This is a genomic window from Mesorhizobium sp. M0195, from assembly GCF_040322115.1.
In the GTDB taxonomy this organism is placed as follows: domain Bacteria; phylum Pseudomonadota; class Alphaproteobacteria; order Rhizobiales; family Rhizobiaceae; genus Mesorhizobium.
In genome coordinates this window covers 154,032-178,382 of record NZ_JAMYSV010000010.1, presented here as the reverse complement: position 1 = coordinate 178,382, position 24,351 = coordinate 154,032, and the positions used below count along the sequence as shown (strand labels likewise).

Here is a 24,351-nt window from a genome sequence, read left to right as displayed (position 1 = left end):
GGGCCTCGGCAAGGAAGGCGGCCATCAGGGCATCGAGGATTATCTCGACACCAAATATGTCTGCATCGGCGGACTTGGTCTCTAGAAGCCTGATGCGGTAATACCGAAAACGACCCTGGGCCGCTTCGAAAGGCCAGGCTGGCATCGAGCAGCGAACTTGCGAGCATGGCAATGAAGGACGGCGAGGTTTTCGGCACGACGCAGGCGGGCGAGGCCGTCCGCCGCTTCACCATCCGTGGTGGCGGCCTCACCGCCAACATCATCGGGCTGGGTGCGATCATCCAGGATCTGCGTCTGGCCGGGCACGACGCGCCGCTGGTGCTCGGCTATGATCGTTTCGAGCACTATGAGACTGACACCGCCTTCTTCGGCACCGTCGTCGGGCGCTATGCCAACCGTATCCGCGACGGCCGCTTCACGCTTGCCGGCAAACGCTATCAGACCGAGCGCAATTTCCTCGAAAAGCACACGCTGCATGGCGGTTCGCAAGGTTTTTCGCGCCGGGCCTGGGCGGTTTCGCTGCATGGCAGGGATTTTGTCACGCTGACCCTGCACGACCCCGACGGCACGATGGGCTTTCCCGGCGCGCTCGACGTGACCTGCACCTACCGGCTGAAGATCCCCGGCACGCTCAGCGTCGAACTGACCGCCACCTGCGAGGAGCCGACGCTCTGCAACCTCACCCAGCATTCCTATTTCAACCTGGATGACGGCGGCGCCGGCGACATTCTCGACCACCGGCTGATGCTGAATGCCGGCGCTTATCTTCCTGTCGACGCCGATCTGATCCCGACAGGCACGGTCAAGCCGGTCGACGGCACGCCTTTCGACTTTCGCCAGGCGCGGCCGCTGCGCATGGAGACCGAGGGCGAACAACTCCCCTATGACCAGAATTTCTGCCTCGCCTCGACGCGCGGGCCGCTGAAACAGGCATCATGGGCGCAGGGCGCGAATTCCGGCGTTGAGATGGAGCTCTGGACCACGGAGCCGGGCGTCCAGCTCTATACCGGCCAGTATCTGGCGCCGTCTTCGCCTGGATTGGGTGGGCGTCAATACAAGGCCTTTTCGGGCTTCTGCCTGGAGCCGCAAATCTGGCCGGATGCGCCGAACCGGCCGTATTTCCCGCAAGCCACGCTGTGGCCCGGGCAGATCTACCATCACGTGACGGAATACCGGTTCAGGCTGCCTTAGGGCAGGAGTGCCGCTGCCGAAGCGTACGACTCGAGCGTCGCGAACATGCCCAGCGCAGCGCCTTCGGGATGATAGTGTCCTGAAGGTTCTGCAAAAGCTCTGGAGAGAGAACAGCTCTTGGCCTGAGGCAAGGGGCTGCCATGGCACGCTGGTGACGCTTCGACCACCGATTCCCATGGAAGGGGAGTGCCATGACCAATCGAGAAATTAGACTGAGCAGAGGGCGAGTTGAAAGCGTTGCTGTCGTCGGATGAGGACGGCTTTCGCAAGGTCTTGCAGATTGTGGTGCAGGAGGCTTTGGAGGCCGAGATGACGCAGGCCATCCAAGGAACTTACCAAGGGCAATCAGTAACGCACTTCGTCGACCCGCAAACCGGCTTGAGTGTCATTCGCGATAGTTCAGGAAATCTCCTGTCGGGATGGAAGCTCAGTCCCAAGCAGTTAGAATATGTCTTGACGACCGGCAAACTGGGAGGCGAACTATGAGCAGCGTATCTGGCGAATACCGTGCGTTGGTTGAAACCTTTCTCGCAGGGGAAATAGATGCTCCTAAGTTGGTAGAAATTTACTTAAAGAAATTTAAGGATGAGACGCGAGCCATCCCAGAGCAGGACTTTAAGGTGATCGATGAGATCTTTGCTGACATTGACGCATACACTTCCGATATCAGCTTGATTAGAGAGAATCCTAGATTTTATCTTGACGACGCACAACTGAGAGTAAAAGTTGCGGAGGCCCTAGACCGGCTCCCATGAGGCTTACCGGCTGCCCGGCGGACACGCCAACGTCATCGCTGAATGCAACGCCATTTTTGCAGAGCTTGACGCACACAACTCTCGAGATCCCTAGTCTGCGGCAGAGCTTCAGCCATCTGGCGGGTATCTCAGAACCGGCTGGAGCGTTCGTTCGGCTGAGGCGACTTCAAGCCCTGACAGGAGCATGCCGGATCAGCAGGAAGTCGCGCGGCGGTCTCCAGCGCGACCCGCGAGGCTGTCATTGAGAGATTGGGCAGCACGTCCTCCTGCAGCAATTTCTGGCGATTGCGATCCATATAGTCGTTGAAGCCCGCCGTCACGAACGCGCAAGGCACGAAACACGCGCCGATCTCGCGCGACAAGGTCGCCTCAGGGGCGATGGAATGGTTGAGTACATCCGCCCCCATGCCCCGATACGCCAAGGCTTCGGCTGGCGTTGTCAGCCGGGGCCCATAACAGTGGGCAGCCACCAACTGCTGTTCGATGCCATAAACGCGGCATTCGGCTGGCCAATGACGGCGGGCCGTTTCGACCAGAACCGCCGCACATCTTGGACACACGATTTGCTTGCCCGAACAGTCAAAGCTCTGGCGGTCAGGCAACAGTGAAAACGGGGTCTGCGTCAGTTCGATGATGTCGGCGGTCACCACCATGTCGCCCGGCTGGATCGCCTTGTTGACGGCGCCAACCGTCGAGCAGGCGAGAACTTGCCGTACACCCGCCCGCATCAATACCCAGAACGCGCGGCGGTGGCAGGAATGGTCGATACGGTCGCGGGGATTGCCGTGCGAATACATGCACAGCGCGCGTTTTGCTCTCCCTTCCGCTGTGATCAACGCATCGAACTCGAGCAGCTTCCAGTTGTCGGTGCGACCGAAAGGTGTTTCAAAACTCATGTCGCGCCGCAAGGTGCGCACACCATCGAATTCGACATCTTCCGGGAAGGCAAGCCCCCAGTTTGCCGACCCGGTGATGATGGCCAACCCTACCTGAGGGATGTCCGTCGAATGATCCGTCAGATCGTCGGCTGCATGGTAATTGGCGGGCATGTTTCCAGTCTCGGTCAGGATTTTTGGCGAAGGGTCACAATCAGGACCACGGCCACGACGACGACGGTCCACAATGTCGAGATCGCCGCAATGGTCGGATCGATCTGATCGCGCAGCGACAGGAACATAAGCTTCGGCATCGTGCTGTTGCGACCGCTTGCGATGAAGATCGAAATCACAGACTCGTCGAGCGAAGTCAGGAACGCCATCAATGTCCCCGACAGCAAGCTGATCCGAAGTTGCGGAACGACTATTCCGCCAATGGCTCTGGCCCAGTTTGCACCGAGGCTGCGCGCCGCCTGAACCTGGTTCCAGTCAAAGCGGGCGAGAGCGGGTAGCAACACAATGCAGGCGACCGGAACGGCCAGCACCACATGTCCGACCAGCACACCCAACAGCGTTCCGATCAGATGTTGTGCGGCCAACACAAAGAAGAGACCGATCGCAAGCAGGATACCTGGGGTGATCGAGGGGGTCAGCAGGACGCTCTGGATGGCCGCAGCGGTCTTTCCGCCCAGCCGGTTCATTGAAATGCAGGCGAGCAGCGCGAAAGGCACCGCGATCAACGCCGTCAACGTCCCAAGGATCAAACTCGTCCTCAGCGCGGCCATCCACGTTGCCGAGCCGAAGAAGTTCTCGTACCAGCGCAACGAGTAGGCGTGCGGCGGAAACTCGAGGAGATTCGATGCCGAAAAGGAAAGCGGCACCACCACGAGCGTCGGCAGCATCAGAAATGCCATGACAAGAGCGGCAAAGCTCCAGAGCAAAATGCGGGCGAGCCTGTTTTGCGGATAGGCTTCAAGCATGGGAGGCTTCCACGGTGTTCTGGGCCACCAGCCGGCGTGCCGCCAGCAACATCACACCGATCAGCGCCATGAGAACGAGGAGCAGAATGCCCAGGACGCTCGCCGATCCCCAGTCCTGAAAGGTCGATAATGTACGCTCGATCCGGGTAGAGAGCGGATTTACCTTGCCGCCGCCAAGCACCGCCGGCGTGATGAAAAAACCTATGGCGTAGATGAGGACGATGATCGAACCCGAGAAGATGCCGCCCGCCGAAAGCGGCATAATGACGGTGCGGATGACCTGCCTGAGAGTGGCTCCCATGCTCGCTGCCGCGCGAATGAGATTTGGGTCGATATCGCGCATCGCAGCATAAACAGGCAGCAGAAAGAGTGGCAGCATGTAGTGCACCATGCCGATGAGCGTTCCCGTGAAGTTGTAGACCAGCGGCAATGGCTCCGCCGTCAGGCCTGAACCGGTCAACGCCGCGTTGATCAGGCCGTCGCGCCGCAAAAGCACGAGCCAACCATAGGTACGCACCAGAATGGAGGTCCACAGCGGCAGCATGACGAACGCCATGAGCACGTTGGCCAACCTTGGTCTGACGCTGGCCAGAGCGAGCGCCAGAGGGGTGCCGAGGAGAATGCAGGCCGCTAGCGTACCCAAGGACAGTTCGAGGGTCGTGACGAGCGCCGACCATGTCAGTCCGCTCGAAAGGACCTTCTGGTAATTGCCGACGGTGTACTCACCTCCGGTGGTCAGGAACGATTGCCGGATGATCCAAAGGATGGGCAGTATCGCCGCCAGCCCAACGATGAACAGCGCCGGGAGCGAAAGCGAAAGAAAAAACCGCCGCTCGCGCCGTGCATCCGCTGCGAGCGCCGGATCCCGGACGACGGTCACGCCATCGCTCCCGGTATCGCGTGAACCTTCGCTGCTGGTGCATATGCGGTTATCCGCTGACCGGCGGCAAGTTCGGCGCAGCCGCCGGCCAGCGCTGCCGGAATGCAGACAAGAACCTCTTGCCCACCGTCAAGCGCCAGCGTCAAAAGCCAGTTCTCGCCGCGGAACGCTTTCGTGCGCAGTATTCCTTCGAGAGCCACTCCGTCTCCCCCGACGAGCTTCGCATCAAGATGGAAGCTTTCGGCGCGGATCATCAGCGTTTCGCGTGACGTTTCGGCGCCGTCGATTCTGCGCGCCGAGCCCGGGGCCACAATGTTGGCCTCGCCCATGAACTCCGCGACGAAGCGGGTCGATGGACGATCATAAATCCGCTGCGGCGTATCTATCTGCTGGATGCGGCCAGAATTCATCACCGCAATCCGGTCAGACATAATCAGCGCTTCACGCTGGTCGTGGGTCACATAGATTGTGGTGATCCGTAGATGATCATGCAGACGCCGGATCTCATACTGCATGGTCTCGCGCAGGTTCTTGTCGAGCGCCGACAGCGGCTCGTCCATCAACATCATGCGCGGTTCGAAGACGATAGCCCGCGCCAATGCCACCCGTTGACGTTGGCCGCCGGATAGTGCGGCAATATTGCGCTCCGCCAGGCCATCCAGCTTCACGCGGGCCAAGGTATCAAGCGCCCGCTGACGCGCCTCCGCTCTCGGTACCTTGCGCAGCACCAGCGGATACGCGACGTTCGCCAGGACGTTCATGTGGGGAAACAAGGCGTAATTCTGGAATACTATGCCGATGTCTCGTTTGTTGGGCGGCAGGCGGGTGATGTCTCGATCGCCCAGGAAAAGTTTACCGGAATCCGGCCGGACAAAACCGGCCAGAGCCATGAGTAACGTGGTCTTGCCCGATCCCGATGGCCCTAGCAGCGTGAGGAATTCGCCAGCCTGAATGTCGAGCGAAACATCATCCAGTGCGACGTAGGACCCATAAGCCTTGTGCACGCTTTCGATGGTGATCGCGAGCGACTTCATCATGTGCTCCAGCCTTGAAGCGCGTCGCGTTCGACCGGCTTCACGCGACGCGCTTCAGGTTCTTGTTTTCATGCATGTCGTTGTCGCGCGCTGCACATTTTTGCGCGACATGCGTCAGAGCTGAGAGTCAGCGAGCCATCATTTCATCGAAGGCTCGTTGGGCAGCCTCGCCATTCTTGACCCACCATTCTGAATTGGAAAACACCGAAGTGCCAGCATTTTCAGGCGCGGTCGCAAGTGTCTTCAGACGGTCCTCGGGAATAAGTCCACCCTCATATGCCGCAGGATTGACTGGGCCATAGGCAATGAAATCGGTCAGCTTGGCAACCCGCGCGGGCTGCGTCATCGCTGCAATGAGCTTCATCGCGGCTTCCTTGTTCGGCGCTCCCTTCGGCACCCCAAGACAGTCCGTGCCGATGACCGAACCCTTGAACGTGTAGTCAGCCGCGCCGCCATCTGCTTTCACGGTTTGGGCGCGTCCGTTCCAGGTAATGACCAAATCCGCCTCACCGTCTTTCAGCAACTGTGCGGACTGGGCGCCCGAGGTCCACCACACGGCGACGTTTGGTTTAATCGCTTCAAGCCGCTTGATGGCGCGCTCTAGCCCTTCCGGCGTGCTGAGCACGGAATAGACGTCCGACGGTGCTACGCCATCGGAGAGAAGCGCGATCTCGATCGAGTCTTGCGCATTGGCCCGCAACGCGCGACGGCCAGAAAATTTGGCAACATCCCAGAACTCCGCCCACGTCTTCGGCGGGTTCTGGCCATAGGTCTTGGTGTTCCACGACATGACGGTGCCATAGGAATCGAACGGATAGCAGTAGTCGGACTTTGCACCCTCAGGCACGGATTTCGGATTGATGATCTTGTAGTCGAGCGGCTCCAGCAGCGATTGCGCGGCAGCCTGCGCCCCTTCCGGCGAACCCAGGTGGACGATATCGGTCGTGACTGCACCCGAGGTAACCTGCATCTTCAGGGCGGCCAGGCCGTCGCTCTGCGTCTCCTCGCGGACATCATAGCCAAGCTCTTTTGCAGCCGGGCCCCACATGGCCTCCTTGATGGCGTTGCCATAGTCACCGCCCGCGGTCGTGATGGTGACCGTCTGCGCATGCACGGGCAGGGCAGCCGAGATTGCGAATGCTGTTAAGGAAATGCGCAGCCAGGACATAGGTTCTCCTCCCCAACTTTTATGGAATATTGCTTGAACGAGCCACTATTTTGTAATCGTAACGTTACGATTGCATCTGGATACGCTAGAGTCAAGCTGCTTCCTATGGGAGTTCGGATTGACCGGGATGTCGAATTCGGTAACGCTAAGGCGGTCAGCAAATCAGCCGGCGCTTTCGCAAATGAAGTCGGGCGAACAATGGCCAATCTAAAGCAGATCGCCGCGGAACTTTCCCTCTCGGTGACCACGGTGTCCCGCGCTCTGAAGGATGGACCGGAAGTGCAGCCCTCGACCATAGCCCGCGTCAAGGAGGCGGCTAAGCGGGTCGGCTATTTACCAAATCATCATGGTCGCGCGCTCAAAACCGGTCGAACGCAGACGCTGACGGCGGTACTCCCGATGGAGACACGAGACCATCTGTCCGATCTGTTGAAGCTTCCTTTGATCGAAGGCATGACGCTGGCGGCGCGGCAAGCCGGCTATAGTCTGTCCATCTATTCCACCACTCCCGACGACGATCCCGTTGAGAGTGTGCAGCGGCAGCTTCAGGCGCGCAGCGCAGACGGCCTGATCATCACACGCCTGGTGTCGGCTGATCCGCGCGTCAGGCTGCTGCTGGATCAACGCATGCCATTCGTCGCGTTTGGAAGAACCGACCTGGATATGGCCTATCCCTATGTCGATGTCGACAATGAACAGATTGCCTACGAGGCGACCCGGCGGCTCATCGATAAGGGCTGTCGACGCATTGCGCTGCAACTTCTCGTTCCGGAGGACCAGGCGAGTGCCATGCGTCTTTCCGGGTATGGAAGGGCAATGGCCGAGGCCGGTATTCCGATCGACCAGTCGCTGATCGGTCATGGCATGTTCACCATGGAATCGAGCGCCGGCTGGTTCGATCGCTTGCTGGCGTCATCGGATCCGCCAACGGGCTTGGCGTGCGCCAACGAACTGGGCCTTCTGGGAGCGTTGCACGCTCTCGGCAAGCGGGGTCTTGCAGCAGGCCGTGACGTCCACATCGTCACCCGCGACAGCACGCGGCTGGCACGCTTCCTGCCCGCAAAGATCGGAGTTCATTCCGTGGATATGGCGGGTGTTGGACGCAAACTTATCGAAGTCCTGGAGAGCCGGATCATCAATCCGCTTGGGCCGGTGGAGACAGTCTTGGTGCAAGGCAGATTCGAGCCGGCCGAATAGTCCGGGCGGCCCTCAGGAGGCCACCTCGTCTTGAACCGGCCGGATCAGCGCCTTTGCGGCAATTGCTCCCGCCGCAAGGATACGATCCGACAATTCCGTCCCTTCCACGGCGCGCGCGAGTTGAAGCGTGCCGACGAGCGTTGCAAACATGCCCAACGCAGCGCCCTCTGGATCATTGGTCGGCGGCAGAGCTTCGGCGATCTGGCGCACCAGGGATTGAACGCGCTCGGCGTAGAGGGCTCGCGTTTCAGGCGGCTGCCGCGCTATTTCCGGCAACAGCGCCGCCGAAGCGCAGCCCTTTCCGGGATTGTCCCGGTGCTCGGCCGACAGATATGCCTCTATGGCCATTTCCGGGCCGCCGGCGGCCAATGCTTCCTGCACTTCATGCGACTGCGCGTCCAAGGCCGCCGCCACGCTTTCACGGACGAGCTCCGCCTTGGACTGGAAGTGCGGATAGAAGGCGCCGTTCGTCAGCCCGGCGTCGCTCATGATGGTCGCCAGCCCGGACGCCGCGATGCCGTCAGATCGAAAACGTTCGGCGGCGACCTCCATGATCCGGCTGCGTGACGCGTCTTTTCGGCCCTTTTCGTAGCGCATGGTCTTTCTTTCCTGTCCTGCTATTGCATTATGCTCATAATCTGATATTACGACCATAATTCAATTCGTGGAAATAAGCTAGACCTCTCGAACCTGGAACATCAAAATGAATGGGAATTCTGAAAAGACCGCAATCGTGACCGGGGCCTCCTCGGGCATCGGCCGCGCCAGCGCCGAGGCCTTGGCGCGGGCGGGTTTCACTGTCTTCGGGACAAGTCGCCGCAAGACCAGTAATGGTCCGGGCGGAGTGACCATGCTGGCATGCGACGTGACCGATGATGCGGCCGTCAATGCGCTCGTTGCCAACGTGCTCGCGCAGACCGGCCGGATCGACCTCCTGGTCAACAATGCCGGTGTCGGTCTGCTAGGAGGCGCCGAGGAATCCTCGGTCGCACAGGTACAAGCCCTGTTCGACGTCAATCTGTTCGGCGTCATGCGAATGACCAATGCGGTGTTGCCGTCGATGCGGCGGCGCGGCGAAGGGCGCATCATCAATATCGGCTCCATTCTGGGACTGGTACCCGCGCCATACTCAGCTCATTACTCGGCGGTCAAGCACGCGCTCGAAGGCTATTCGGAATCGCTCGACCACGAGGTGCGCGCCTTCAACGTCCGCGTTTCCGTCATCGAGCCGGCATTCGTTCGCACCGTCTTCGACCAGAACGGCATCGAGCCGGATTCGCTGTTGAAGGAATACGATCGGGCTCGAGCCGGGCTCAAGGCGCTGCTGGGCGATGTGATGCCCAAAGCCGATCGGCCGGAAGTGGTGGCGGATGTGGTTGTCAAGGCAGCGACCGATGCCCGCCCGCGACGGCGCTATACCGCTGGCAACGCAGCGCGCCAGGTCAGCCTGCTGCGCCGCTTTGCCCCCGCGGGGATTTTCGACAAGAGCCTGCGCAAGCAGTTCCGACTGCCGGTCTGAACAACGGCGAGCCAGAGGATTTCACGCACATGCGACTAGCAACTACGACACATTTGGCCAGGCCCTACGAAACGGAGGCGCCAAGCATGACACATAGATCCAATCGGTCGCCGCGTTCACCGGCGTTGTTCCATGACGCGCCAACGCGCTCCGTCGATGTCGGCGGCATAGCTTTTGCGTACAGGGAACTCGGGCCCAGGACGGGCGTGCCAGTGATCCTGCTCAACCATCTGGCTGCTCAGCTGGACAATTTTGATCCGCGCATCGTCGATGGCCTCGCTGCGACCCGGCGGGTAATTGCCTTCGACAATCGCGGCATCGGTGCTTCGGGTGGCAAAACTCCGTCGACCATTTCCGGCATGGCGCGGGATGCAATCGCCTTTGTCCGGGCGCTGGGGTTCGAAGAAGTCGATCTCTTCGGCTTTTCACTCGGCGGCTTCGTGGCGCAAGAGATTGTGCTGACCGAGCCCAAGCTTGTGCGCAAACTCATCCTGGCTGGCACGGGGCCGGCCGGTGGGCAAGGCATCGACAAGGTGACGCCGCTGACGATCGTGGACATGATCAAGGGCGCGCTGACTTTTCGGGATCCGAAGTACTATCTCTTCTTCACAAGAACGCCGAATGGGCGCCGCGCCGCAAACGCATTTCTGGAACGGCTGAAGGAGCGCCGGAACAACCGGGACAAGGCGATATCGCTGAGCGCGTTCGGCGCGCAACTCAAGGCGATCAAGGCCTACGGACTCCAGGCGCCACAAGACCTGAGCACCATCCGCATTCCCACTTTGGTTGCGAATGGCGACCAGGACAGGATGGTGCCGAGCAGCAATACCTACGATCTCGCCGGGCGTATCCCTGGGGCGCATCTGGTCATCTACCCGGATGCCGGGCATGGCGGGGTATTTCAGAACTACGCCGATTTTGTCCCGAAGGCGCTGTCCTTCCTCGAGGCTGAGGCCTTGCCGCAGGGCGGCCATGCAGCTGAAAACGTTCGGCTTGTTTCGTCCCGAACAGCAACAGACATTCTTAGAAAGTAACTGCCATGAAGGCATTCGTTGTCGATAAGTATAATGAAAAGGGCACCCTGCGGCTGGCCGAAATGCCGGAGCCGGAGCTCCAGGACAGCGATGTCTTGGTCGAGGTCCATGCCGCAGGGGTGAACCTGCTCGATTCCAAGGTCAAAACCGGAGAATTCAAGCTCATCCTGCCCTATCGCCGGCCCTTCATCCTGGGCCACGACGTGGCTGGGAAGGTTATCCGCGTGGGATCGAAAGTCAGCAAGTTCAAGGCCGGCGACGAGGTCTATGCGCGGCCGCGCGACGGCCGGATTGGGACATTCGCCGAATTCATTGCCGTGAATGAGGCCGACGTAGCCTTGAAGCCCGAGAATCTCAGTATGGAAGAGGCGGCGTCGATTCCCCTGGTCGGTCTCACCGCCTGGCAGACGCTCATCGAACGGGCAAACCTGAAGAAGGGGCAGAAGGTCTTCATTCAGGCTGGTTCCGGCGGCGTCGGGACATTTGCTATTCAGTTGGCCAAGCACCTCGGCGCGACCGTTGCGACAACCGCGAGCGCGGCGAGTGCCGATCTGGTCAAAAGTCTCGGCGCCGATGTCGTCGTCGACTACAGGAAAGACGACTTCGAGAAAGTTCTGTCGGGCTACGATGTCGTCTTGAACAGCCAGGACGCCAAGACACTGGAAGAATCCCTGAGCGTGCTGAAACCGGGTGGCAAGCTCATCTCCATCTCCGGTCCACTGGATGCCGAATTTGCCAGGGAAAAGGGACTGAACTTGATGCTGAGGCTGGTGCTGCGCTTCCTGAGTCGCGGAATTCGGGCCAAAGCCAAGCGCCGTGGTGTGCAGTTTTCGTTCCTTTTCATGTGGGCGCAGGGCGATCAGCTGAGCAAAATCACCGCTCTCATCGAAGCCGGCGCGATCCGCCCGGTTGTGGATCGGGTCTTTCCATTCGAGGCGACCAATGACGCCCTGGCCTATGTCGAAACAGGACGCGCCAAGGGCAAGGTCGTCATCAAGGTCAGATAGCAGTTGCCTCGAACGCAGCCTTGAGCGTCTCGAACGGCGCCAGGGCGCCGCGCACCTGCACGACGGCGGCGGCGACGCGATGGGCGCGCAGCACCGCCTCTGCCGGGGCATGGCTGGCAAGGCGAGCGGCGAGGTAGGCGCCGTTGAAGGAGTCGCCGGCGCCGGTGGTGTCGACCGGGGTGGCGACGTGTACCGCCGGCACCGATTGCGAGGTTCCGTTTTGCGCGATCAGCGCCGGTTCCTCGCCGTTCTTGACGACGACTTCGCCGACCAGCTTTCGCAGCCGTTCAGCTGTTTCCTGCGGTGTCGTATCACCAAACAGCATCTGCTCGTCGGGAAAGGTCGGTAGCGCGATGTCGGCGACGGCGAGCGCCTCGAGGATCGCGGCCTGCGCTTCCTCGCTTTGGCGCCACAGCCTCGGCCGGTAATTGGGGTCGAAGGCAATCAGCGAGCCGGCCGCGCGCGCCTTGGCCACGGCCGTCAGCAGTACCTTGCGTGGAGCCTCGTCGAGGATTGCCAAAGTTATACCGGAAAAATAGACAAGCGCTTGGTTTTCAAGGCTTTTCTGCAATGCGGCTGGGTCCGAAGCCAACTGCCTTGCGGCCGCATCGGCCCGCCAATAGGTAAAAGAACGTTCGGCGCCGGTCAGCGTGATCGCATAGAGGCCGGGGCGGGCGCCCGCTATCACCGGGCTGGCGCCGATGCCGATGCCGTTCTCGGCCAGGAACTTGATCTGGTCGCGTGAGAACGGGTCGTCGCCGAAGGCCGACACATAGGTCGCCGGCCGCTCGCCGCTCAAAGCATGCAGCGCCCACAAAGTGTTGAACGTGTCGCCGGCAAAGCCCATGCGCCAGTTCGGCCCGGCCTGGCCCGAAAGCTCGAGCATGCACTCGCCGATCGAGGCGATGCCGATTCCTGCCATGAAGCACTCCTCCATCCTGCAATTGCGGTGCTGTAGCTTTTTGCTGCCGGCAGCGCCATGCTTGGCGACGGCGGATTCTTGCACTGGGCGCGATTTCCCACAGGGGCGTGGGACGCGATCTGCCCAGCGAAACGTTATCCGCAGAACAGGAATGGGTTTGGCATCGTTATGGCGTTATCTTCTTGGAGGCCTCGGCTTGACTGCCTTGCTCGCCGGCGTGCTGGCAATCGTCTATCTGACGGCGCCGCATGCACCGCAACCAAGCTCGGACGTCGGCCGTTCCAAGACGACGGCGAACAAGCTGTTCGCGGCGACTTTCGAGCCCGAGAAAGGCGTCATCCGGCAGGGCGAACTGGAATCCTGGCTGCTCACGCTCAAAACCGTCGAGGGTGCGCCGGTGGAAGGTGCTGCGATAACGATTTCCGGCGGGATGCCGCAGCACAAGCACGGTCTGCCGACCAGCCCGCAGGCGACCGATTACCTCGGCGCGGGGTGCTATCGCATCGACGGGGTCAAATTCACGATGAGCGGGTGGTGGCAATTGCATTTTGCCATTTCCGCTGCGGCCGGTTCGGACACTGTCGTCTTCAATGTGGTGCTGTGAGCCACTGATGAGCCGGTTTCCCAGTCTTCTCGCGTTGCTGGTGGTGGCCGTGCTTGCCGGCTGCGGCAGACCGGAGTTTTCCGATGCCGAAAAGCAGACCATCGCCTCGCTGGCCCTGTCCAAGCTGCCGCCGCTGAAGCCCGATACCACCAATCGCTTCGCCGATGTGCCGGCCGCCGCGGCACTCGGCTCGACGCTGTTTTTCGACACCGGGATGAGCGGCGACGGCACGGTATCGTGCTCGACCTGCCACAAGATCGACCGGCAGTTCCAGGACGACCTGCCGCAAGCGGTCGGCGTCGGCCGCACCAACCGTCGTACCATGCCGCTGGCCGGCGTCGCGCATGATCCCTGGTTCTTCTGGGACGGGCGGCGCGACAGCCTGTGGGCGCAAGCGCTGACACCGCTCGAAAATCCGCTGGAGCAGGCCGGCAGCCGCGCCGCCTTCGCGCATTACATCAAGGCCCGCTTCGGCGAGCGCTACGAGCGCATCTTCGGGCCGCTGCCGGACCTTTCGGGCGTGCCGGCCAATGCCGGCCCGCTCGGCACCGATGCCGAGAAGGCGGCCTGGAACGCCATGCCCGCCAGCCAAGCCGAGGAGGTCAACCGCGTCTTTGCCAACATCGGCAAGGCGATCGCCGCCTTCGAGCGCTCGATCGCGCCGCCGCAGACACGCTTCGACCGCTTTGCCATCGACCTGGCTGCGGGCGCCGAGCCGAAAGGCGACGCCGCCTTTTCGCCGGAGGAAATCCTCGGCCTGAAATTGTTCATCGGCAAGGCCAATTGCGTGACCTGCCACAACGGCCCGCGTTTTACCGACGGCAGCTTCCACAACACCGGCGTGCCGCCGGTCGCGGGCCTGCCGCCGGATCGCGGCCGCGTCGAGGCGGTGGCGCAGGTCGAGGCCGATCCGTTCAACTGTTTCGGCGCCTTTCGCGACGGCGATGCCAGCGCCTGCCGCGAGTTGCGCTTCATGGTCAAGACCGGGCCGGAACTCGTCCGCGCCTACAAGACGCCGTCGCTGCGCGGTGCCGCCACCCGTCCGCCCTACATGCATGCCGGGCAGTTTTCCTCGCTGGACGAGGTGGTGGCGCATTATTCGAAGGCGCCGGCAAGTGTCGAGGGTGTGTCGGAGGTCCACTCGCTGCAGCTTTCGGACCGCGAGCGCACGGCGCTCGTGGCATTTCTGAAGACGCTGGCGGAGTGAAGGCGGCGGGGTAGCGATCCTTCGCGCCCCCCTCTGTCCTGCCGGACATCTCCCCCTCTAGTGGGGAGATTGGCAGCTTCGGCGCGCCGTTCACTCCTGCGACGTTTAGAGATTGGCGAAAGCGGCAGTGACAACCGATCTCCCCCCTGGAGGGGGAGATGTCCGGCAGGACAGAGGGGGGCGCTGTCCCGCCGGCGTTTCCTACCGATCCTTCACCGTCTCCATCGCGACAAACGTCGAGGTCTGGGCTACGTGCGGCAGGGCGGAGATGCGCTCGCCAAGCACGCGGCGGTAGGCGGCGATGTCGGTGGTGCGGACCTTCAGCAGATAGTCGAAGCTCGATGCCATCATGTGGCACTGCTCGATCTCCGGCACCGCCTGCACGGCGCGGTTGAAGGCGTCGAGCGCGGCCGAGCGGGTGTCGGACAGTTTCACCTGGACGAAGGCGACATGGCCTTCGCCCATGCGCTCACGGTCGATGATCGCCTGGTAGCCCCTGATGAAGCCGTCCTTCTCCAGCCGTTTGACTCGTGCCTGCACCGGCGTCTTCGACAGGCCGACTTTCGCCGCCAGTTCCGACATGGAAAGCCGGCCATTGCTGCCCAGAGCCGACAGGATGTTCCTGTCGATCCGGTCCAATTGGTCTTCGGTCACTGGATTCCTGGTCGAATTGGAGGTGATCAGTCCTAATGATAGATCGATCGATCTGTTCTGTCGACTTCTTTGGACCGACTGCAATCCCTACTTATGTTAGCTTGCGCCGTTCGGTCCGGTGACCGCCGGCCCGCTCCCTTATGCTCGCTCTACAGGACCGCCATGCCAGCGCTCGACACCATCCGCCAGCAGATCCGTGCCAATTACCTGCCTGACGAAGACGAGGCTGTGAAGCGGCTGGCCGAGGCGACGGCGCTTTCGGGGAAAGACCGAAAGGCGATCTCGGCCCGCGCCGCCGATCTGGTGCGGGCAGTGCGCGGCTCGTCCGATCCGCGGCTGATGGAAGTCTTCCTGTCCGCCTACGGCCTCTCGACCAAGGAGGGCGTGGCGTTGATGTGCCTGGCCGAAGCGCTGCTGCGGGTGCCCGACACCGAGACAATGGACGACCTTATCGCCGATAAGATCGCGCCGCACGACTGGTCGGCGCATGCGGGCGGCTCGAGCTCGATCTTCATCAATGCGTCGACCTGGGCGCTAATGCTGACAGGCCGGGTGCTCGACGAAGGCGAGGGCGGCATCGAAGGCACGCTGCGTGCCATGGTGCGCCGGCTCGGCGAGCCGGTCATCCGCAAGGCGGTTGCGGCGGCCATGCGCGAGATGGGCGAGCAGTTCGTGCTCGGCCGCACCATTGCCGAGGCGGTCAGGCGCGGCCGGCCGATGACGCAGAAGGGCTATCTCTATTCTTTCGACATGCTGGGCGAGGCGGCCCGCACCGAGGCCGACGCGCTGCGCTACCTCAAGGCATATGCCGATGCCATCTCTTCGCTCGATGCCGGCGCCAACGGCCCCGACATCCGCCAGAACCACGGCATTTCGGTAAAACTGTCGGCGCTGCATCCGCGCTATGAAGTGACGCAGAAGGAAAAGATGCTGCCCGTCATGGCCGAGCGGCTGCTGTCGCTGGCGCTGGCGGCGCGCCATTCGCGCATGGGCCTCAACATCGACGCCGAGGAGGCCGACCGCCTCGACCTGTCGCTCGACGTCATCGAACGGGTACTGGCCGAGCCGGAGCTTGCCGGCTGGAACGGCTTTGGCGTCGTCGTCCAGGCCTACGGTCCGCGCGCGGCCTTCACCATCGACTGGCTCTATGCGCTGGCGAAGAAATACGATCGCACCATCATGGTGCGGCTGGTCAAGGGCGCTTATTGGGATACCGAGATCAAGCGGGCTCAGACGCTCGGGCTCGACGGCTATCCGGTTTTTACCCGCAAAGCCAACACCGACATCTCCTACCTGGCCTGCGCCAAGAAGCTTTTGTCGATGACAGACCGCATCTACCCGCAATTCGCCACCCACAACGCCCACACCGTCGCCGCCATCCTGTCGATGACGACGGACCGCGATACATTCGAGTTCCAGCGGCTGCACGGCATGGGCGAGGCGCTGCATGAGACGGTGCGGCGGGCCGAAGGCACGCGCTGCCGCATCTATGCGCCGGTCGGCGCGCATTCCGACCTGCTCGCCTATCTGGTCCGCCGGCTGCTGGAGAACGGCGCCAATTCCTCCTTTGTCCACCAGCTCACCGACGAGGAAGTCGAGCCCGAGGACATTGCCCGCGACCCGATCGACACGATGGAGAAACAAGGCCCCGCCGCCAATCCGGCGATCGTGCCGCCGTCGGCGATCTTCGGTCCCGGCCGGCGAAACTCCAAGGGTTTCGATATCACCGACACGCTGACGCTGGCGGCGATCGACCAGGCGAGGGCCGAGTTCGCCGGGCCGGAGCGCTGGCACGCCAAGCCGGTCAGCCGCGCTGCCGGCTATGGCAAGCAGCGTCCGGTGGTCAATCCTGCGAAACCTTCGGAAGTGGTCGGCACGGTCAGCGAGGCCGGCGCCAAGCAGGTCGAGACCGCCGTGCGCATCGCCGTCGAGGCACAACCGGCATGGGCAAGACGCCCGGTCGCCGTACGCGCTGCCATCCTCAACCGGGCGGCCGATCTCTACGAGGCGAACGCCGTCGAGTTCTTTGCGCTCGCCGCCCGCGAGGCCGGCAAGTCGCTCGCCGACGGCGTTGCCGAGGTGCGCGAGGCCGTCGATTTCCTGCGCTACTATGCTGCCGAGGCGGCCAATGCCGAAGCGGGCACCGAGGCGCGCGGCACCATCGCCTGCATCTCGCCGTGGAATTTTCCGCTCGCCATCTTCACCGGGCAGATCGCGGCGGCACTCGTCACCGGTAATTCGGTGATCGCCAAGCCGGCCGAACAGACGCCGCTGATCGCTTTCCGTGCTGTCCAGCTGCTGCGCGAGGCCGGCGTGCCGGAAGACATCATCCAGCTTCTGCCCGGCGACGGCCCCACGGTCGGCGGCCCGCTGACCGCCGATCCGCGCATTGCCGGCGTCTGCTTCACCGGCTCGACCGAGGTCGCCAAGCTGATCGAAAAGCAGCTCGCCGACACCGCCGCGCCCGACGCCATGCTGATCGCCGAGACCGGCGGCCTGAACGCCATGATCGTCGATTCCACGGCACTTCCCGAACAGGCGGTGCGCGACATCCTCGCCTCCGCCTTCCAGAGTGCCGGCCAGCGCTGCTCGGCATTGCGCATTCTCTACGTGCAGAAGGACGTCGAGAAGAAGATGCTTGAGATGCTGAAAGGCGCGATGGAAGCGCTCAGCCTCGGCGACCCGTGGCGGATCTCGACCGATGTCGGCCCGGTCATCGATGACGAGGCGCAAGCGTCGATCCGTGACTATTGCACCAAAATGGGCCTGCAGGGCCGGCTGATCGCCAAGCTCGAAGCGCCGAAGGACGGCCGCTTCGTTGCGCCGCACGTCTTTCGGGTCAAGGGCATCGAGGAGTTGGAGCGCGAGGTGTTCGGGCCGGTGCTGCATGTCGCCACCTTCGATGCCGACGAGATCGATGCGGTGATCGCTGCGATCAACCGCAAAGGCTATGGCCTGACCTTTGGCCTGCACACCCGCATCGAAGGCCGCGCCCAGCATTTCGTCGATGGCATCCATGCCGGCAACATCTACGTCAACCGCAACCAGATCGGCGCCGTCGTCGGCGCGCAGCCGTTCGGCGGCGAGGGCCTTTCCGGCACCGGGCCGAAGGCCGGCGGGCCACATTATCTCCGGCGCTTCCGCAAGGGGCCGGAAGCCGGCACCCATCTTGCCGAAGGCCGCAAGGTGACGGCGACCGAGCTCGCCGACAATCTGCCGGACCCGGCCTTTGGCGGCTGGTCGACGCGGCCGGATCGCGTCGCCATCCTGAGGAAACATCTGCGCGGCAAGGGTGCCGCGGCTATCGGCACTACCGCCGGCATCGATTTCGGCCAGGTCGACCTGCCCGGGCCGACCGGCGAGGCCAACACGCTGTCGCTGTCGCCGCGCGGGCGCGTGCTGTGTCTGGGTCCCGACGCGGATACGCTGCTTGCGCAGACGATCCAGGCGCTGGCCGCCGGCAATGCGGTGCTCGCCGTCGCACCCGGCGCGCCGGCGGCGCTATCAGCGCTGACCGGCAAGGGCCTGCCGCTGGCGGCGATCGACGGCCGGCCGGACCCGGTCGAAGCGCGCTCGCTGCGGGTCGATGTCGTCGCCTTTTCCGGCACGCCCGAGGCCGCGCGCATCGTGCGCAAGGTCATCGCCGAGCGCGCCGGCCCGATCGTGCCGCTGATCAGCGAAGTCTATTATCCGGCCGCCTACGCCCACGAGCGCGCCGTCTGCGTCGACACCACGGCGGCGGGCGGCAATGCCAGCCTGCTGGCCGCGGCCTGAGGGTTTCGCTAGGGCTCGCTCATCGCGGGCAGGGCGGCGCCGACTTTGGTGCCTGCATGGAGATGATCGTTACCTGATGCCGAGCGGCACTTCGAACTGCCAGGTCGAGCGACCGGCTCCGTCTGGAATAGGGGGAAAGGGAGAAGCCCGGCGGACTGCGTCGAGTGCGGCCTTGTCCAGCGCGGCAACACCCGAACTGCCCGTCAGCCTGGCCGACCGGACGCTGCCGTTCGAGCCGACGGTAAAGGCAACCGTAGCTGTGCCGGTGGCGCGCGTGCGTGTCGAATTGAAGGCCCGCACCAGTTTTGACCTGATCTTGCCGGGATAGTTCGTGACGGCTGCATTGCCGATGCCTGATTTGCCGCCCCTGCTGGCGGTCAGGATCTTGCCGTCCTTCCTGGCGTCGGCCATGCCGCGCGCGACATCCGTTTCGTCACGGCCGCCGGAGCCGGCTTTTTTCTTCTTGGTGTCGGCTTTGGCCGCAGCCTTGCCCGCCTTCTTGCGCAGGGCCGGCTTTTCAGGCTCGTTTGGTTCGGCCTTCCTGGCCGGCTTGTTCTTTGCGGTTGCCTTCTTCGGCTGCTTGGGCTCCGGCCTGTCCGGCTTCGGTTCTTCCGCCGCGCCGACTGTCTCGGTCGTCTGAGCTGTTTCGGCTGGCTTCGGATCGGCTGGTGCCGGTGCGCTTGTCTCGGCAGGCTCGGCCGTTTCGGCCGCGCTGACTGGCGGCGGCACGGCATTGTCGTCGGCAGGCACCAGCCTGTCGGTCGCAAGAAGGTCGGGCGATGGGTCCTGGCGCGCCGGCTGCGCAGGTGCTGGTTCGGTGCGATCGGCAGGCGCAGCAGTTTCCGTGGCGGCCTCGCTGACCGGCTCGACCACTTCTGTTCCCGATGCTTCGGCCGCGTCAGTGACCGGCTGGAGCGTCTCCTCTGCCGCGGCCGCCTGCGCCTCGACCGTTTCGACGGGCTTGGCGTCCAGCATGGTCACCATCGTCACGTTGGCCACTTCCGGATCGTCTCCGACATCGCCGGCCGCCTGGCGCGGGTCGGCGCCGAGCAGCATTTCGCCTTGCTGGTCGGCACCTTCGATCCTTGGCCGGTCGTCCGGCAGCGTGAGAAAGGCCAGCGCCACGGCTACGTGGAATGCGCAAGAGCAGGCGATCGCGACCGTCCAGTTGCGGCGCCGCCGCGTCTGTCGTGCCTGCCGCAATGGCTCCACAGGTACCGCAGTCAAGTCGCCGTCGGCATCGGCGATGTAACTGTCTTCCGGCCTGTCGCGCGGCGAAACAAGCAGCGCCCCGCGCGGGATGGCGAAATCCGGATCGTCCGGTTCCGGCGCCAGGAAACCGGCCAATGGCCACGCGACGGGGTTTCGTGCGAATGCGGGTTCCGGTCCCAAAATTCAGACCCCGAAGGCGATGCCGGTCCTGGTCTGCGTCTTCAGCCCGCGCATGCAGGCATTCGGCTCGGCGCCGGCGCATTCCGTGGCGCTGTTGATCAACACGCGGCTGACCTTGCCGCAATCCGTGCCGGCAAGATCGAAACGCGTCACCTTGGTCTTGCCTGCCGGTAGTTCCTTGAAGTCGAGCACGGTCAGCCGGTCGACGACGCCGGCCTCGTTGAACAGCGCGATCTCGAACGCCGCCTTGGAAAGGTCGGCGCCGAGGTTGTTGGTGACCACGAAGGTCAGGCGGCAGCCCTTGTCGGAAGGCTGCGCGCCATTGAGCTCGAGGATCAGCGCCGGTGCTTGCTGCTGTGTCCATGCCGGAACCGCCGCAAGCAATATTGCCAGCACCGCGGCGAACAGACGAAGGGATGCCGTCATGCCTGTCATTGTCGTCAGCCTCCAAACCTCATCGTCGCCGCCAGCTTCAGGGTGACGCCGGGCTCGTAGACGACGCTCGTCGTCGATGCGTTCAGCGGGTTGGCGTATTTGACGTCGAACAGATTGTCGGCGCGGAAATCGACCTTGAAATTGTCGGTCGCCTGGTAGCTGGCGAAGGCATTGACCAGCGTGTAGTCCCTGGCCACCGGGTTGCCCTGCGGCTTGCCGTTGTATTGCACCTCGCCGCCGATGGTCAGCCTGTCCTCGAGGAAGCGAAAGCCGAGTTGCCCAGTGATCTGTGAGGAGGGGACGGTGACAAGGTCCGCCCGTTCGCCTTCATAGGAGATGGTGTGGCCGTCGGTGACCGACGCCGACAGCCCGGCAAAGCCCCAGGCGGCATCATAGACGCCCTCCATCTCGAAGCCGTGAATCTTGGCATTGGCGAAATTCTGATACTGGAAGCAGATCGGTATGCCCGGACCGAACGGGCAGCCGCTGGTCGGGTCGAACGGCGACAACGTCACGCCGTCGATGTAGTCGTCGACGTTGTTGTTGAAATAGGCCGCCTTCAGCCGCAGCGCGTCGTCGGCCTCAATGACGCCGTTGGTGCTGTAATTGACGCCAAACTCCACCGTCTTGCCGGTTTCGGGCTTGAGATTGGGATTGGGGAGGAACGGGAAGCTGACGCCGGCTGGATGGTTACCGCTGATCAGGGTCTCCGACAGCGACGGAGAACGATAGCCTTCAGCGTAGGTGCCGTAAAATTGCAGCCCGGAAAGGCTGGCGCTCTCGAAGGGCGAAATGCCCACTGTGATGCGTGGCGACAGCCGGTCGCCAGAAGTTTCGCCGACATCGCTGTCGAGCTTGTAGCTGTCGTAACGCAGCCCGGCGATGACCTCGAGCCAGTGCCAGATGAGCTTGTCCTGAACGTAAGCGCCGGAGACGTTCCTGTTGCCCGAGGGCGTATAGAAGCTGTCGCCGCCGGCCGTGCCGCCTGTCTCGACATCGTCGCCGACCCAGTCGCCGCCATAGGTCAGCTCATGCGCGATTCCAACGGTCTCGAATCTCGACGTGTTCCAAATGTCGATGCCGGAGGTGCCGATGTCGAACGTCGATTTCGAACCCGCCGGCAAAACCACGGGCAGACCGGTGACCGGATCAAACCGGTTTTGCGCCACAAGGGTCGTCAGATCGAGCTTGGTCTTGTTGTAAGACGCGTTGATGTGGAGATCGAGCCAGCTCTTGTCTTCGTCGGTGATGTTGTAGCGGGCCGTGAAGGTATTCGCCTTCAGGTCGGCGTCGTTCACCGGCGCACTGCCGCTGGTTTCGGTCCATCGGTCGTTCGAGCCGATCCAGCCGAGCTTCAGCTCGCTGTTGTCGCTGGGGCGGATGGTCGTCTTGAGCAGCCCGCTCAAGACATCGAAGCCGGTGCCCGCTACAGTGTCGCCGCCGCCATGCCTGTAGTCGTCATAATCGCGGTAGACGATGTTGCCGAGCACGTCCCAATTCTCGTTGATCCGATAGGCACCGCTGGCGCTGGTGGTCCAGCCTTCGCCGTTGGTTTCGTAGCGCCCGGTCGCTGCTGCTGCCCAGGTCTCGTCCGACCTGAGGAAATCCTGCGCATCCTTGGTGTCAAAAAAAACGACGCCGCCGATCGCCCCGGAGCCATAGGTGTTGGCGACCGGGCCGCGGATCACGTCAACGGATTTGATTAATTCGGGATCGATGTAGAAGGTCGATTGCGTGCCATGATCCGAGCGCTGGAAATTCTGACGGGCGCCGTCGACGATGACGGAGACGCGGCCGAAATCCTGCAGGCCGCGGATGTTGATGCTGGAGCTGACACGCCTTGCGTCGGCCTGGACGGCGACACCCGGCACACCGAACAGCATTTCGTTGGGCGTCGTCGCCATGCGGCGCTCGAGCTGTTCCTCGTCGACATGGCTGGCTGACGCAAGCGATTCGATCGCCGTCTCGCCGGTGCGGCTGAGGATCAGGATCTTGTCGAGCAGCGTGGTACCCGTCGGAGCCGGCTTTGCCTGTTCGGGCTGTTGTGACGGGTCAGTCCGTTGCTGGCCGGTTGCCGGTTGGGCGGCCTGCTGGGCGCCGGCCGGTGTGGCGAGCAGCGGGATCGCCGCCGCGCCGGCCAGCAACGCGGCCATTTTGCTTGCCATAGAACCCATTTTTCTTGCCGTCGACCAGTGTGCCAGGCCGCTGCCCGCCGGCCGTCCCCAATTCGCCAACCCCATGCTGCAACTCCAAGAATCCATGTTCGATGCTGGCTGGCTTGGGGCTCGCTGGCATTTTTCATCGCGTCCGGCGCCTTAAATGTTGACTATTTACTCCGGTATTGCACTGCTAGATAACATGACCATTCAAGTCAAGAATTGAATCGGCATTCACGCAGGCGCCGAGCCAGATGCCCGGCACAGGAAAGGGATCGAACCAATGAACACGCACAATCCCAGCGACTTTCGCTATCGCGTCCGCCGTTCCGACGAAAATTCCATCCGTTTCGACCGGGTCCAATCGGCCGTGAGAACGCTGTCCAGCAACACGCTGTTCCAGGGTGAGCACGAGATCGGCATCGAGCATCATGGTGCGCTGTATCGGCTGAAGATCACCCGGCAGGGCAAGCTCATCCTCAACAAGTAGGTGGTAGAAATGGACCAGCGCGTAAAACCCGCCCCGCACGAGATCCGGCGGGCACGGGCAGACAATCCGAAGATGCGCGAGCGTGAGCTCGCCGCCCAGCTGAGGATTTCGGAGGCCGAACTGGTCGCCGCGCATTGCGGCGACGGGGTCGTGCGCGTCGAGCCGCGTGTCAACGACCTCTTGACTGGCCTCGAAGCTGTCGGTGAGGTGATGGCGCTGACCCGCAACGAAAGCGCGGTGCACGAGAAGATTGGCGTCTACGACAAGGTCGTCACCGGCAATCACAATGCCATGGTGCTCGGCGAAAACATCGACCTGCGCATCTTCCCGAAAGTCTGGGCGCACGGCTTTGCCGTGGAAAAGCGCGATGGCGCCGACATCCGCCGCAGCCTGCAGTTCTTCGACACCGCAGGCGAGGCGGTACACAAGGTGCATCTCAGGCCAGCCTCCAACCTCTACGCCTATCAGAAACTGGTGGCCGGGCTGGAATCGCCGAACCAGGAGCCGACGGTGGCGATTTCAGCGGGCACGGCTGACGAGACCGAGACTGCGGACAATTCGGCGAGCGTCGACGATCTGCGCAACCGCTGGAGCCAGTTGACCGACGTGCACCAGTTCTTCGGCATGCTGAAGACACTGAAGATCAACCGCCGACAGGCGGTGCGCATGGTCGGCCAGGACTACGCCTGGCTGGTGGACAAGGATGTAGTGAACGCCATGTTCAACCACGCCGCTGCCGGCGCCATTCCGATCATGTGCTTTGTCGGCAATCGCGGCTGCATCCAGATCCATTCCGGCCCCGTCGCCTCGATCAAGCCGATGGGACCATGGCTCAACGTGCTCGACGAGACCTTCCATCTGCACCTGCGGACCGACCACATCGATGAGGTCTGGGCCGTGCGCAAGCCGACCAAGGACGGCCATGTCACGTCGCTGGAAGTCTATGGCGCCGACGGCAAGATGATCATCCAGTTCTTCGGGAAGCGGCACGAAGGCGAAAGCGAGCGCGAAGACTGGCGCTTTCTGGCCGAAAACCTGCCGCGTATCCCAAGCCCGACCGCAGCCTGAGGAAAAACG

Annotated in this window: 23 protein-coding genes; 12 read left to right on the top strand and 11 right to left on the bottom strand. The window is 62.7% G+C overall.

Annotated features, from left to right (window positions below):
* The first annotated feature begins 165 nt into the window (after nt 1–165).
* From NKJ12_RS20435 to NKJ12_RS20425, 3 genes are all read left to right on the top strand, one after another.
* On the top strand, nt 166–1,191 hold the full coding sequence (locus NKJ12_RS20435) for an aldose epimerase family protein (RefSeq protein ID WP_254818213.1): 1,026 nt from the start codon (nt 166–168) through the stop codon (nt 1,189–1,191).
* Between the two features lie 228 nt (nt 1,192–1,419).
* On the top strand, nt 1,420–1,677 hold the full coding sequence (locus NKJ12_RS20430) for a colicin D domain-containing protein (RefSeq protein WP_352704648.1): 258 nt from the start codon (nt 1,420–1,422) through the stop codon (nt 1,675–1,677).
* Nucleotides 1,674–1,946, top strand: coding sequence for a colicin immunity domain-containing protein (locus NKJ12_RS20425; protein ID WP_352704646.1), 273 nt, complete (start codon nt 1,674–1,676; stop codon nt 1,944–1,946). Before NKJ12_RS20430 ends, NKJ12_RS20425 begins: the two co-directional genes overlap by 4 nt.
* 128 nt (nt 1,947–2,074) lie before the next feature.
* On the opposite strand, the gene NKJ12_RS20420 is transcribed toward NKJ12_RS20425, so the two are convergent.
* The 5 genes from NKJ12_RS20420 to NKJ12_RS20400 form a co-directional block, all read right to left on the bottom strand.
* The gene (locus NKJ12_RS20420) at nt 2,075–2,995 is read right to left on the bottom strand and encodes a phosphorylase family protein (protein ID WP_352704644.1); all 921 of its coding nucleotides are present in this window, start codon (nt 2,993–2,995) and stop codon (nt 2,075–2,077) included.
* A 14-nt stretch (nt 2,996–3,009) separates the two neighbouring features.
* Complete coding sequence (locus NKJ12_RS20415; RefSeq protein ID WP_352704642.1) at nt 3,010–3,801, bottom strand: ABC transporter permease; 792 nt, start codon at nt 3,799–3,801, stop codon at nt 3,010–3,012.
* Nucleotides 3,794–4,681 (bottom strand): ABC transporter permease, encoded by an 888-nt coding sequence (locus tag NKJ12_RS20410; RefSeq protein WP_254818216.1) that lies wholly within the window; start codon nt 4,679–4,681, stop codon nt 3,794–3,796. The genes NKJ12_RS20415 and NKJ12_RS20410 overlap by 8 nt, the downstream gene beginning before the upstream one ends.
* On the bottom strand, nt 4,678–5,715 hold the full coding sequence (locus NKJ12_RS20405; RefSeq protein ID WP_352704640.1) for an ABC transporter ATP-binding protein: 1,038 nt from the start codon (nt 5,713–5,715) through the stop codon (nt 4,678–4,680). Before NKJ12_RS20405 ends, NKJ12_RS20410 begins: the two co-directional genes overlap by 4 nt.
* Before the next feature lie 127 nt (nt 5,716–5,842).
* Entirely contained in the window at nt 5,843–6,883 is a 1,041-nt protein-coding gene (locus NKJ12_RS20400) for an ABC transporter substrate-binding protein (protein ID WP_352704638.1), read from the bottom strand.
* Nucleotides 6,884–6,916: 33 nt separating this feature from the next.
* On the opposite strand from NKJ12_RS20400, the gene NKJ12_RS20395 reads away from it, so the two are divergent.
* Nucleotides 6,917–8,080 carry a LacI family DNA-binding transcriptional regulator gene (locus NKJ12_RS20395; protein WP_352704636.1) on the top strand — a complete coding sequence of 388 codons (1,164 nt, stop codon included), beginning with the start codon at nt 6,917–6,919 and terminating at the stop codon, nt 8,078–8,080.
* Between the two features lie 12 nt (nt 8,081–8,092).
* Here the strand turns inward: NKJ12_RS20395 and NKJ12_RS20390 are convergent, their stop codons facing one another.
* Entirely contained in the window at nt 8,093–8,677 is a 585-nt protein-coding gene (locus NKJ12_RS20390) for a TetR/AcrR family transcriptional regulator (protein ID WP_352704634.1), read from the bottom strand.
* Nucleotides 8,678–8,783: 106 nt separating this feature from the next.
* Between NKJ12_RS20390 and NKJ12_RS20385 the strand changes: the two genes are divergently transcribed.
* The 3 genes from NKJ12_RS20385 to NKJ12_RS20375 all read left to right on the top strand — a co-directional run bounded on the left by NKJ12_RS20385 (nt 8,784) and on the right by NKJ12_RS20375 (nt 11,640).
* Nucleotides 8,784–9,599 carry an oxidoreductase gene (locus NKJ12_RS20385; RefSeq protein ID WP_352470337.1) on the top strand — a complete coding sequence of 272 codons (816 nt, stop codon included), beginning with the start codon at nt 8,784–8,786 and terminating at the stop codon, nt 9,597–9,599.
* An 86-nt stretch (nt 9,600–9,685) separates the two neighbouring features.
* The gene (locus NKJ12_RS20380; protein WP_352451957.1) at nt 9,686–10,633 is read left to right on the top strand and encodes an alpha/beta fold hydrolase; all 948 of its coding nucleotides are present in this window, start codon (nt 9,686–9,688) and stop codon (nt 10,631–10,633) included.
* A gap of 5 nt (nt 10,634–10,638) precedes the next feature.
* A complete protein-coding gene (locus NKJ12_RS20375; protein WP_352704632.1) occupies nt 10,639–11,640 on the top strand; it encodes an NADP-dependent oxidoreductase in 1,002 nt (333 codons plus the stop codon).
* Here the strand turns inward: NKJ12_RS20375 and NKJ12_RS20370 are convergent.
* Nucleotides 11,633–12,562, bottom strand: coding sequence for a sugar kinase (locus tag NKJ12_RS20370; protein WP_352704630.1), 930 nt, complete (start codon nt 12,560–12,562; stop codon nt 11,633–11,635). The genes NKJ12_RS20375 and NKJ12_RS20370 overlap by 8 nt on opposite strands.
* A 157-nt stretch (nt 12,563–12,719) precedes the next feature.
* On the opposite strand from NKJ12_RS20370, the gene NKJ12_RS20365 reads away from it, so the two are divergent.
* Entirely contained in the window at nt 12,720–13,166 is a 447-nt protein-coding gene (locus NKJ12_RS20365; protein WP_352704658.1) for a FixH family protein, read from the top strand.
* A gap of 7 nt (nt 13,167–13,173) precedes the next feature.
* Nucleotides 13,174–14,373 carry a cytochrome-c peroxidase gene (locus NKJ12_RS20360; RefSeq protein ID WP_352704628.1) on the top strand — a complete coding sequence of 400 codons (1,200 nt, stop codon included), beginning with the start codon at nt 13,174–13,176 and terminating at the stop codon, nt 14,371–14,373.
* A 201-nt stretch (nt 14,374–14,574) separates the two neighbouring features.
* Here NKJ12_RS20360 and NKJ12_RS20355 read toward each other — a convergent pair whose 3' ends face one another.
* Nucleotides 14,575–15,027, bottom strand: coding sequence for an Lrp/AsnC family transcriptional regulator (locus NKJ12_RS20355; RefSeq protein WP_023676441.1), 453 nt, complete (start codon nt 15,025–15,027; stop codon nt 14,575–14,577).
* A gap of 162 nt (nt 15,028–15,189) precedes the next feature.
* Between NKJ12_RS20355 and putA the strand changes: the two genes are divergently transcribed.
* Complete coding sequence (putA, locus tag NKJ12_RS20350) at nt 15,190–18,801, top strand: bifunctional proline dehydrogenase/L-glutamate gamma-semialdehyde dehydrogenase PutA (RefSeq protein WP_352704626.1); 3,612 nt, start codon at nt 15,190–15,192, stop codon at nt 18,799–18,801.
* A 69-nt stretch (nt 18,802–18,870) separates the two neighbouring features.
* On the opposite strand, the gene NKJ12_RS20345 is transcribed toward putA, so the two are convergent.
* Genes NKJ12_RS20345 through NKJ12_RS20335 form a run of 3 tightly spaced genes read right to left on the bottom strand, consistent with a single transcriptional unit; the run spans nt 18,871 to nt 22,781 of the window.
* Nucleotides 18,871–20,148: a TonB family protein gene (locus tag NKJ12_RS20345; protein ID WP_352704624.1), complete on the bottom strand. Its 1,278-nt coding sequence runs from the start codon at nt 20,146–20,148 to the stop codon at nt 18,871–18,873.
* Between the two features lie 48 nt (nt 20,149–20,196).
* Nucleotides 20,197–20,628, bottom strand: a complete 432-nt coding sequence (locus NKJ12_RS20340; protein WP_352704622.1) for a hypothetical protein — start codon at nt 20,626–20,628, stop codon at nt 20,197–20,199.
* A 5-nt stretch (nt 20,629–20,633) separates the two neighbouring features.
* Nucleotides 20,634–22,781, bottom strand: coding sequence for a TonB-dependent hemoglobin/transferrin/lactoferrin family receptor (locus NKJ12_RS20335; protein ID WP_352704620.1), 2,148 nt, complete (start codon nt 22,779–22,781; stop codon nt 20,634–20,636).
* A gap of 286 nt (nt 22,782–23,067) precedes the next feature.
* On the opposite strand from NKJ12_RS20335, the gene hemP reads away from it, so the two are divergent.
* Both hemP and NKJ12_RS20325 read left to right on the top strand, forming a co-directional pair.
* Nucleotides 23,068–23,274 carry a hemin uptake protein HemP gene (gene hemP / locus NKJ12_RS20330; protein ID WP_352477658.1) on the top strand — a complete coding sequence of 69 codons (207 nt, stop codon included), beginning with the start codon at nt 23,068–23,070 and terminating at the stop codon, nt 23,272–23,274.
* 9 nt (nt 23,275–23,283) lie between these two features.
* The gene (locus NKJ12_RS20325) at nt 23,284–24,342 is read left to right on the top strand and encodes a hemin-degrading factor (protein ID WP_352688203.1); all 1,059 of its coding nucleotides are present in this window, start codon (nt 23,284–23,286) and stop codon (nt 24,340–24,342) included.
* Nucleotides 24,343–24,351 lie beyond the last annotated feature (9 nt).

Coding starts and splice junctions, on each gene's coding strand:
- NKJ12_RS20435 (WP_254818213.1), top strand. CDS start 166: ATGGCAATGAAGGACGGCGAGGTTTTCGGCACGACGCAGGCGGGCGAG.
- NKJ12_RS20425 (WP_352704646.1), top strand. CDS start 1,674: ATGAGCAGCGTATCTGGCGAATACCGTGCGTTGGTTGAAACCTTTCTC.
- NKJ12_RS20420 (WP_352704644.1), bottom strand. CDS start 2,995: ATGCCCGCCAATTACCATGCAGCCGACGATCTGACGGATCATTCGACG.
- NKJ12_RS20415 (WP_352704642.1), bottom strand. CDS start 3,801: ATGCTTGAAGCCTATCCGCAAAACAGGCTCGCCCGCATTTTGCTCTGG.
- NKJ12_RS20405 (WP_352704640.1), bottom strand. CDS start 5,715: ATGAAGTCGCTCGCGATCACCATCGAAAGCGTGCACAAGGCTTATGGG.
- NKJ12_RS20400 (WP_352704638.1), bottom strand. CDS start 6,883: ATGTCCTGGCTGCGCATTTCCTTAACAGCATTCGCAATCTCGGCTGCC.
- NKJ12_RS20390 (WP_352704634.1), bottom strand. CDS start 8,677: ATGCGCTACGAAAAGGGCCGAAAAGACGCGTCACGCAGCCGGATCATG.
- NKJ12_RS20385 (WP_352470337.1), top strand. CDS start 8,784: ATGAATGGGAATTCTGAAAAGACCGCAATCGTGACCGGGGCCTCCTCG.
- NKJ12_RS20380 (WP_352451957.1), top strand. CDS start 9,686: ATGACACATAGATCCAATCGGTCGCCGCGTTCACCGGCGTTGTTCCAT.
- NKJ12_RS20375 (WP_352704632.1), top strand. CDS start 10,639: ATGAAGGCATTCGTTGTCGATAAGTATAATGAAAAGGGCACCCTGCGG.
- NKJ12_RS20370 (WP_352704630.1), bottom strand. CDS start 12,562: ATGGCAGGAATCGGCATCGCCTCGATCGGCGAGTGCATGCTCGAGCTT.
- NKJ12_RS20360 (WP_352704628.1), top strand. CDS start 13,174: ATGAGCCGGTTTCCCAGTCTTCTCGCGTTGCTGGTGGTGGCCGTGCTT.
- putA (WP_352704626.1), top strand. CDS start 15,190: ATGCCAGCGCTCGACACCATCCGCCAGCAGATCCGTGCCAATTACCTG.
- NKJ12_RS20340 (WP_352704622.1), bottom strand. CDS start 20,628: ATGACAGGCATGACGGCATCCCTTCGTCTGTTCGCCGCGGTGCTGGCA.
- NKJ12_RS20335 (WP_352704620.1), bottom strand. CDS start 22,781: ATGGCCGCGTTGCTGGCCGGCGCGGCGGCGATCCCGCTGCTCGCCACA.
- hemP (WP_352477658.1), top strand. CDS start 23,068: ATGAACACGCACAATCCCAGCGACTTTCGCTATCGCGTCCGCCGTTCC.
- NKJ12_RS20325 (WP_352688203.1), top strand. CDS start 23,284: ATGGACCAGCGCGTAAAACCCGCCCCGCACGAGATCCGGCGGGCACGG.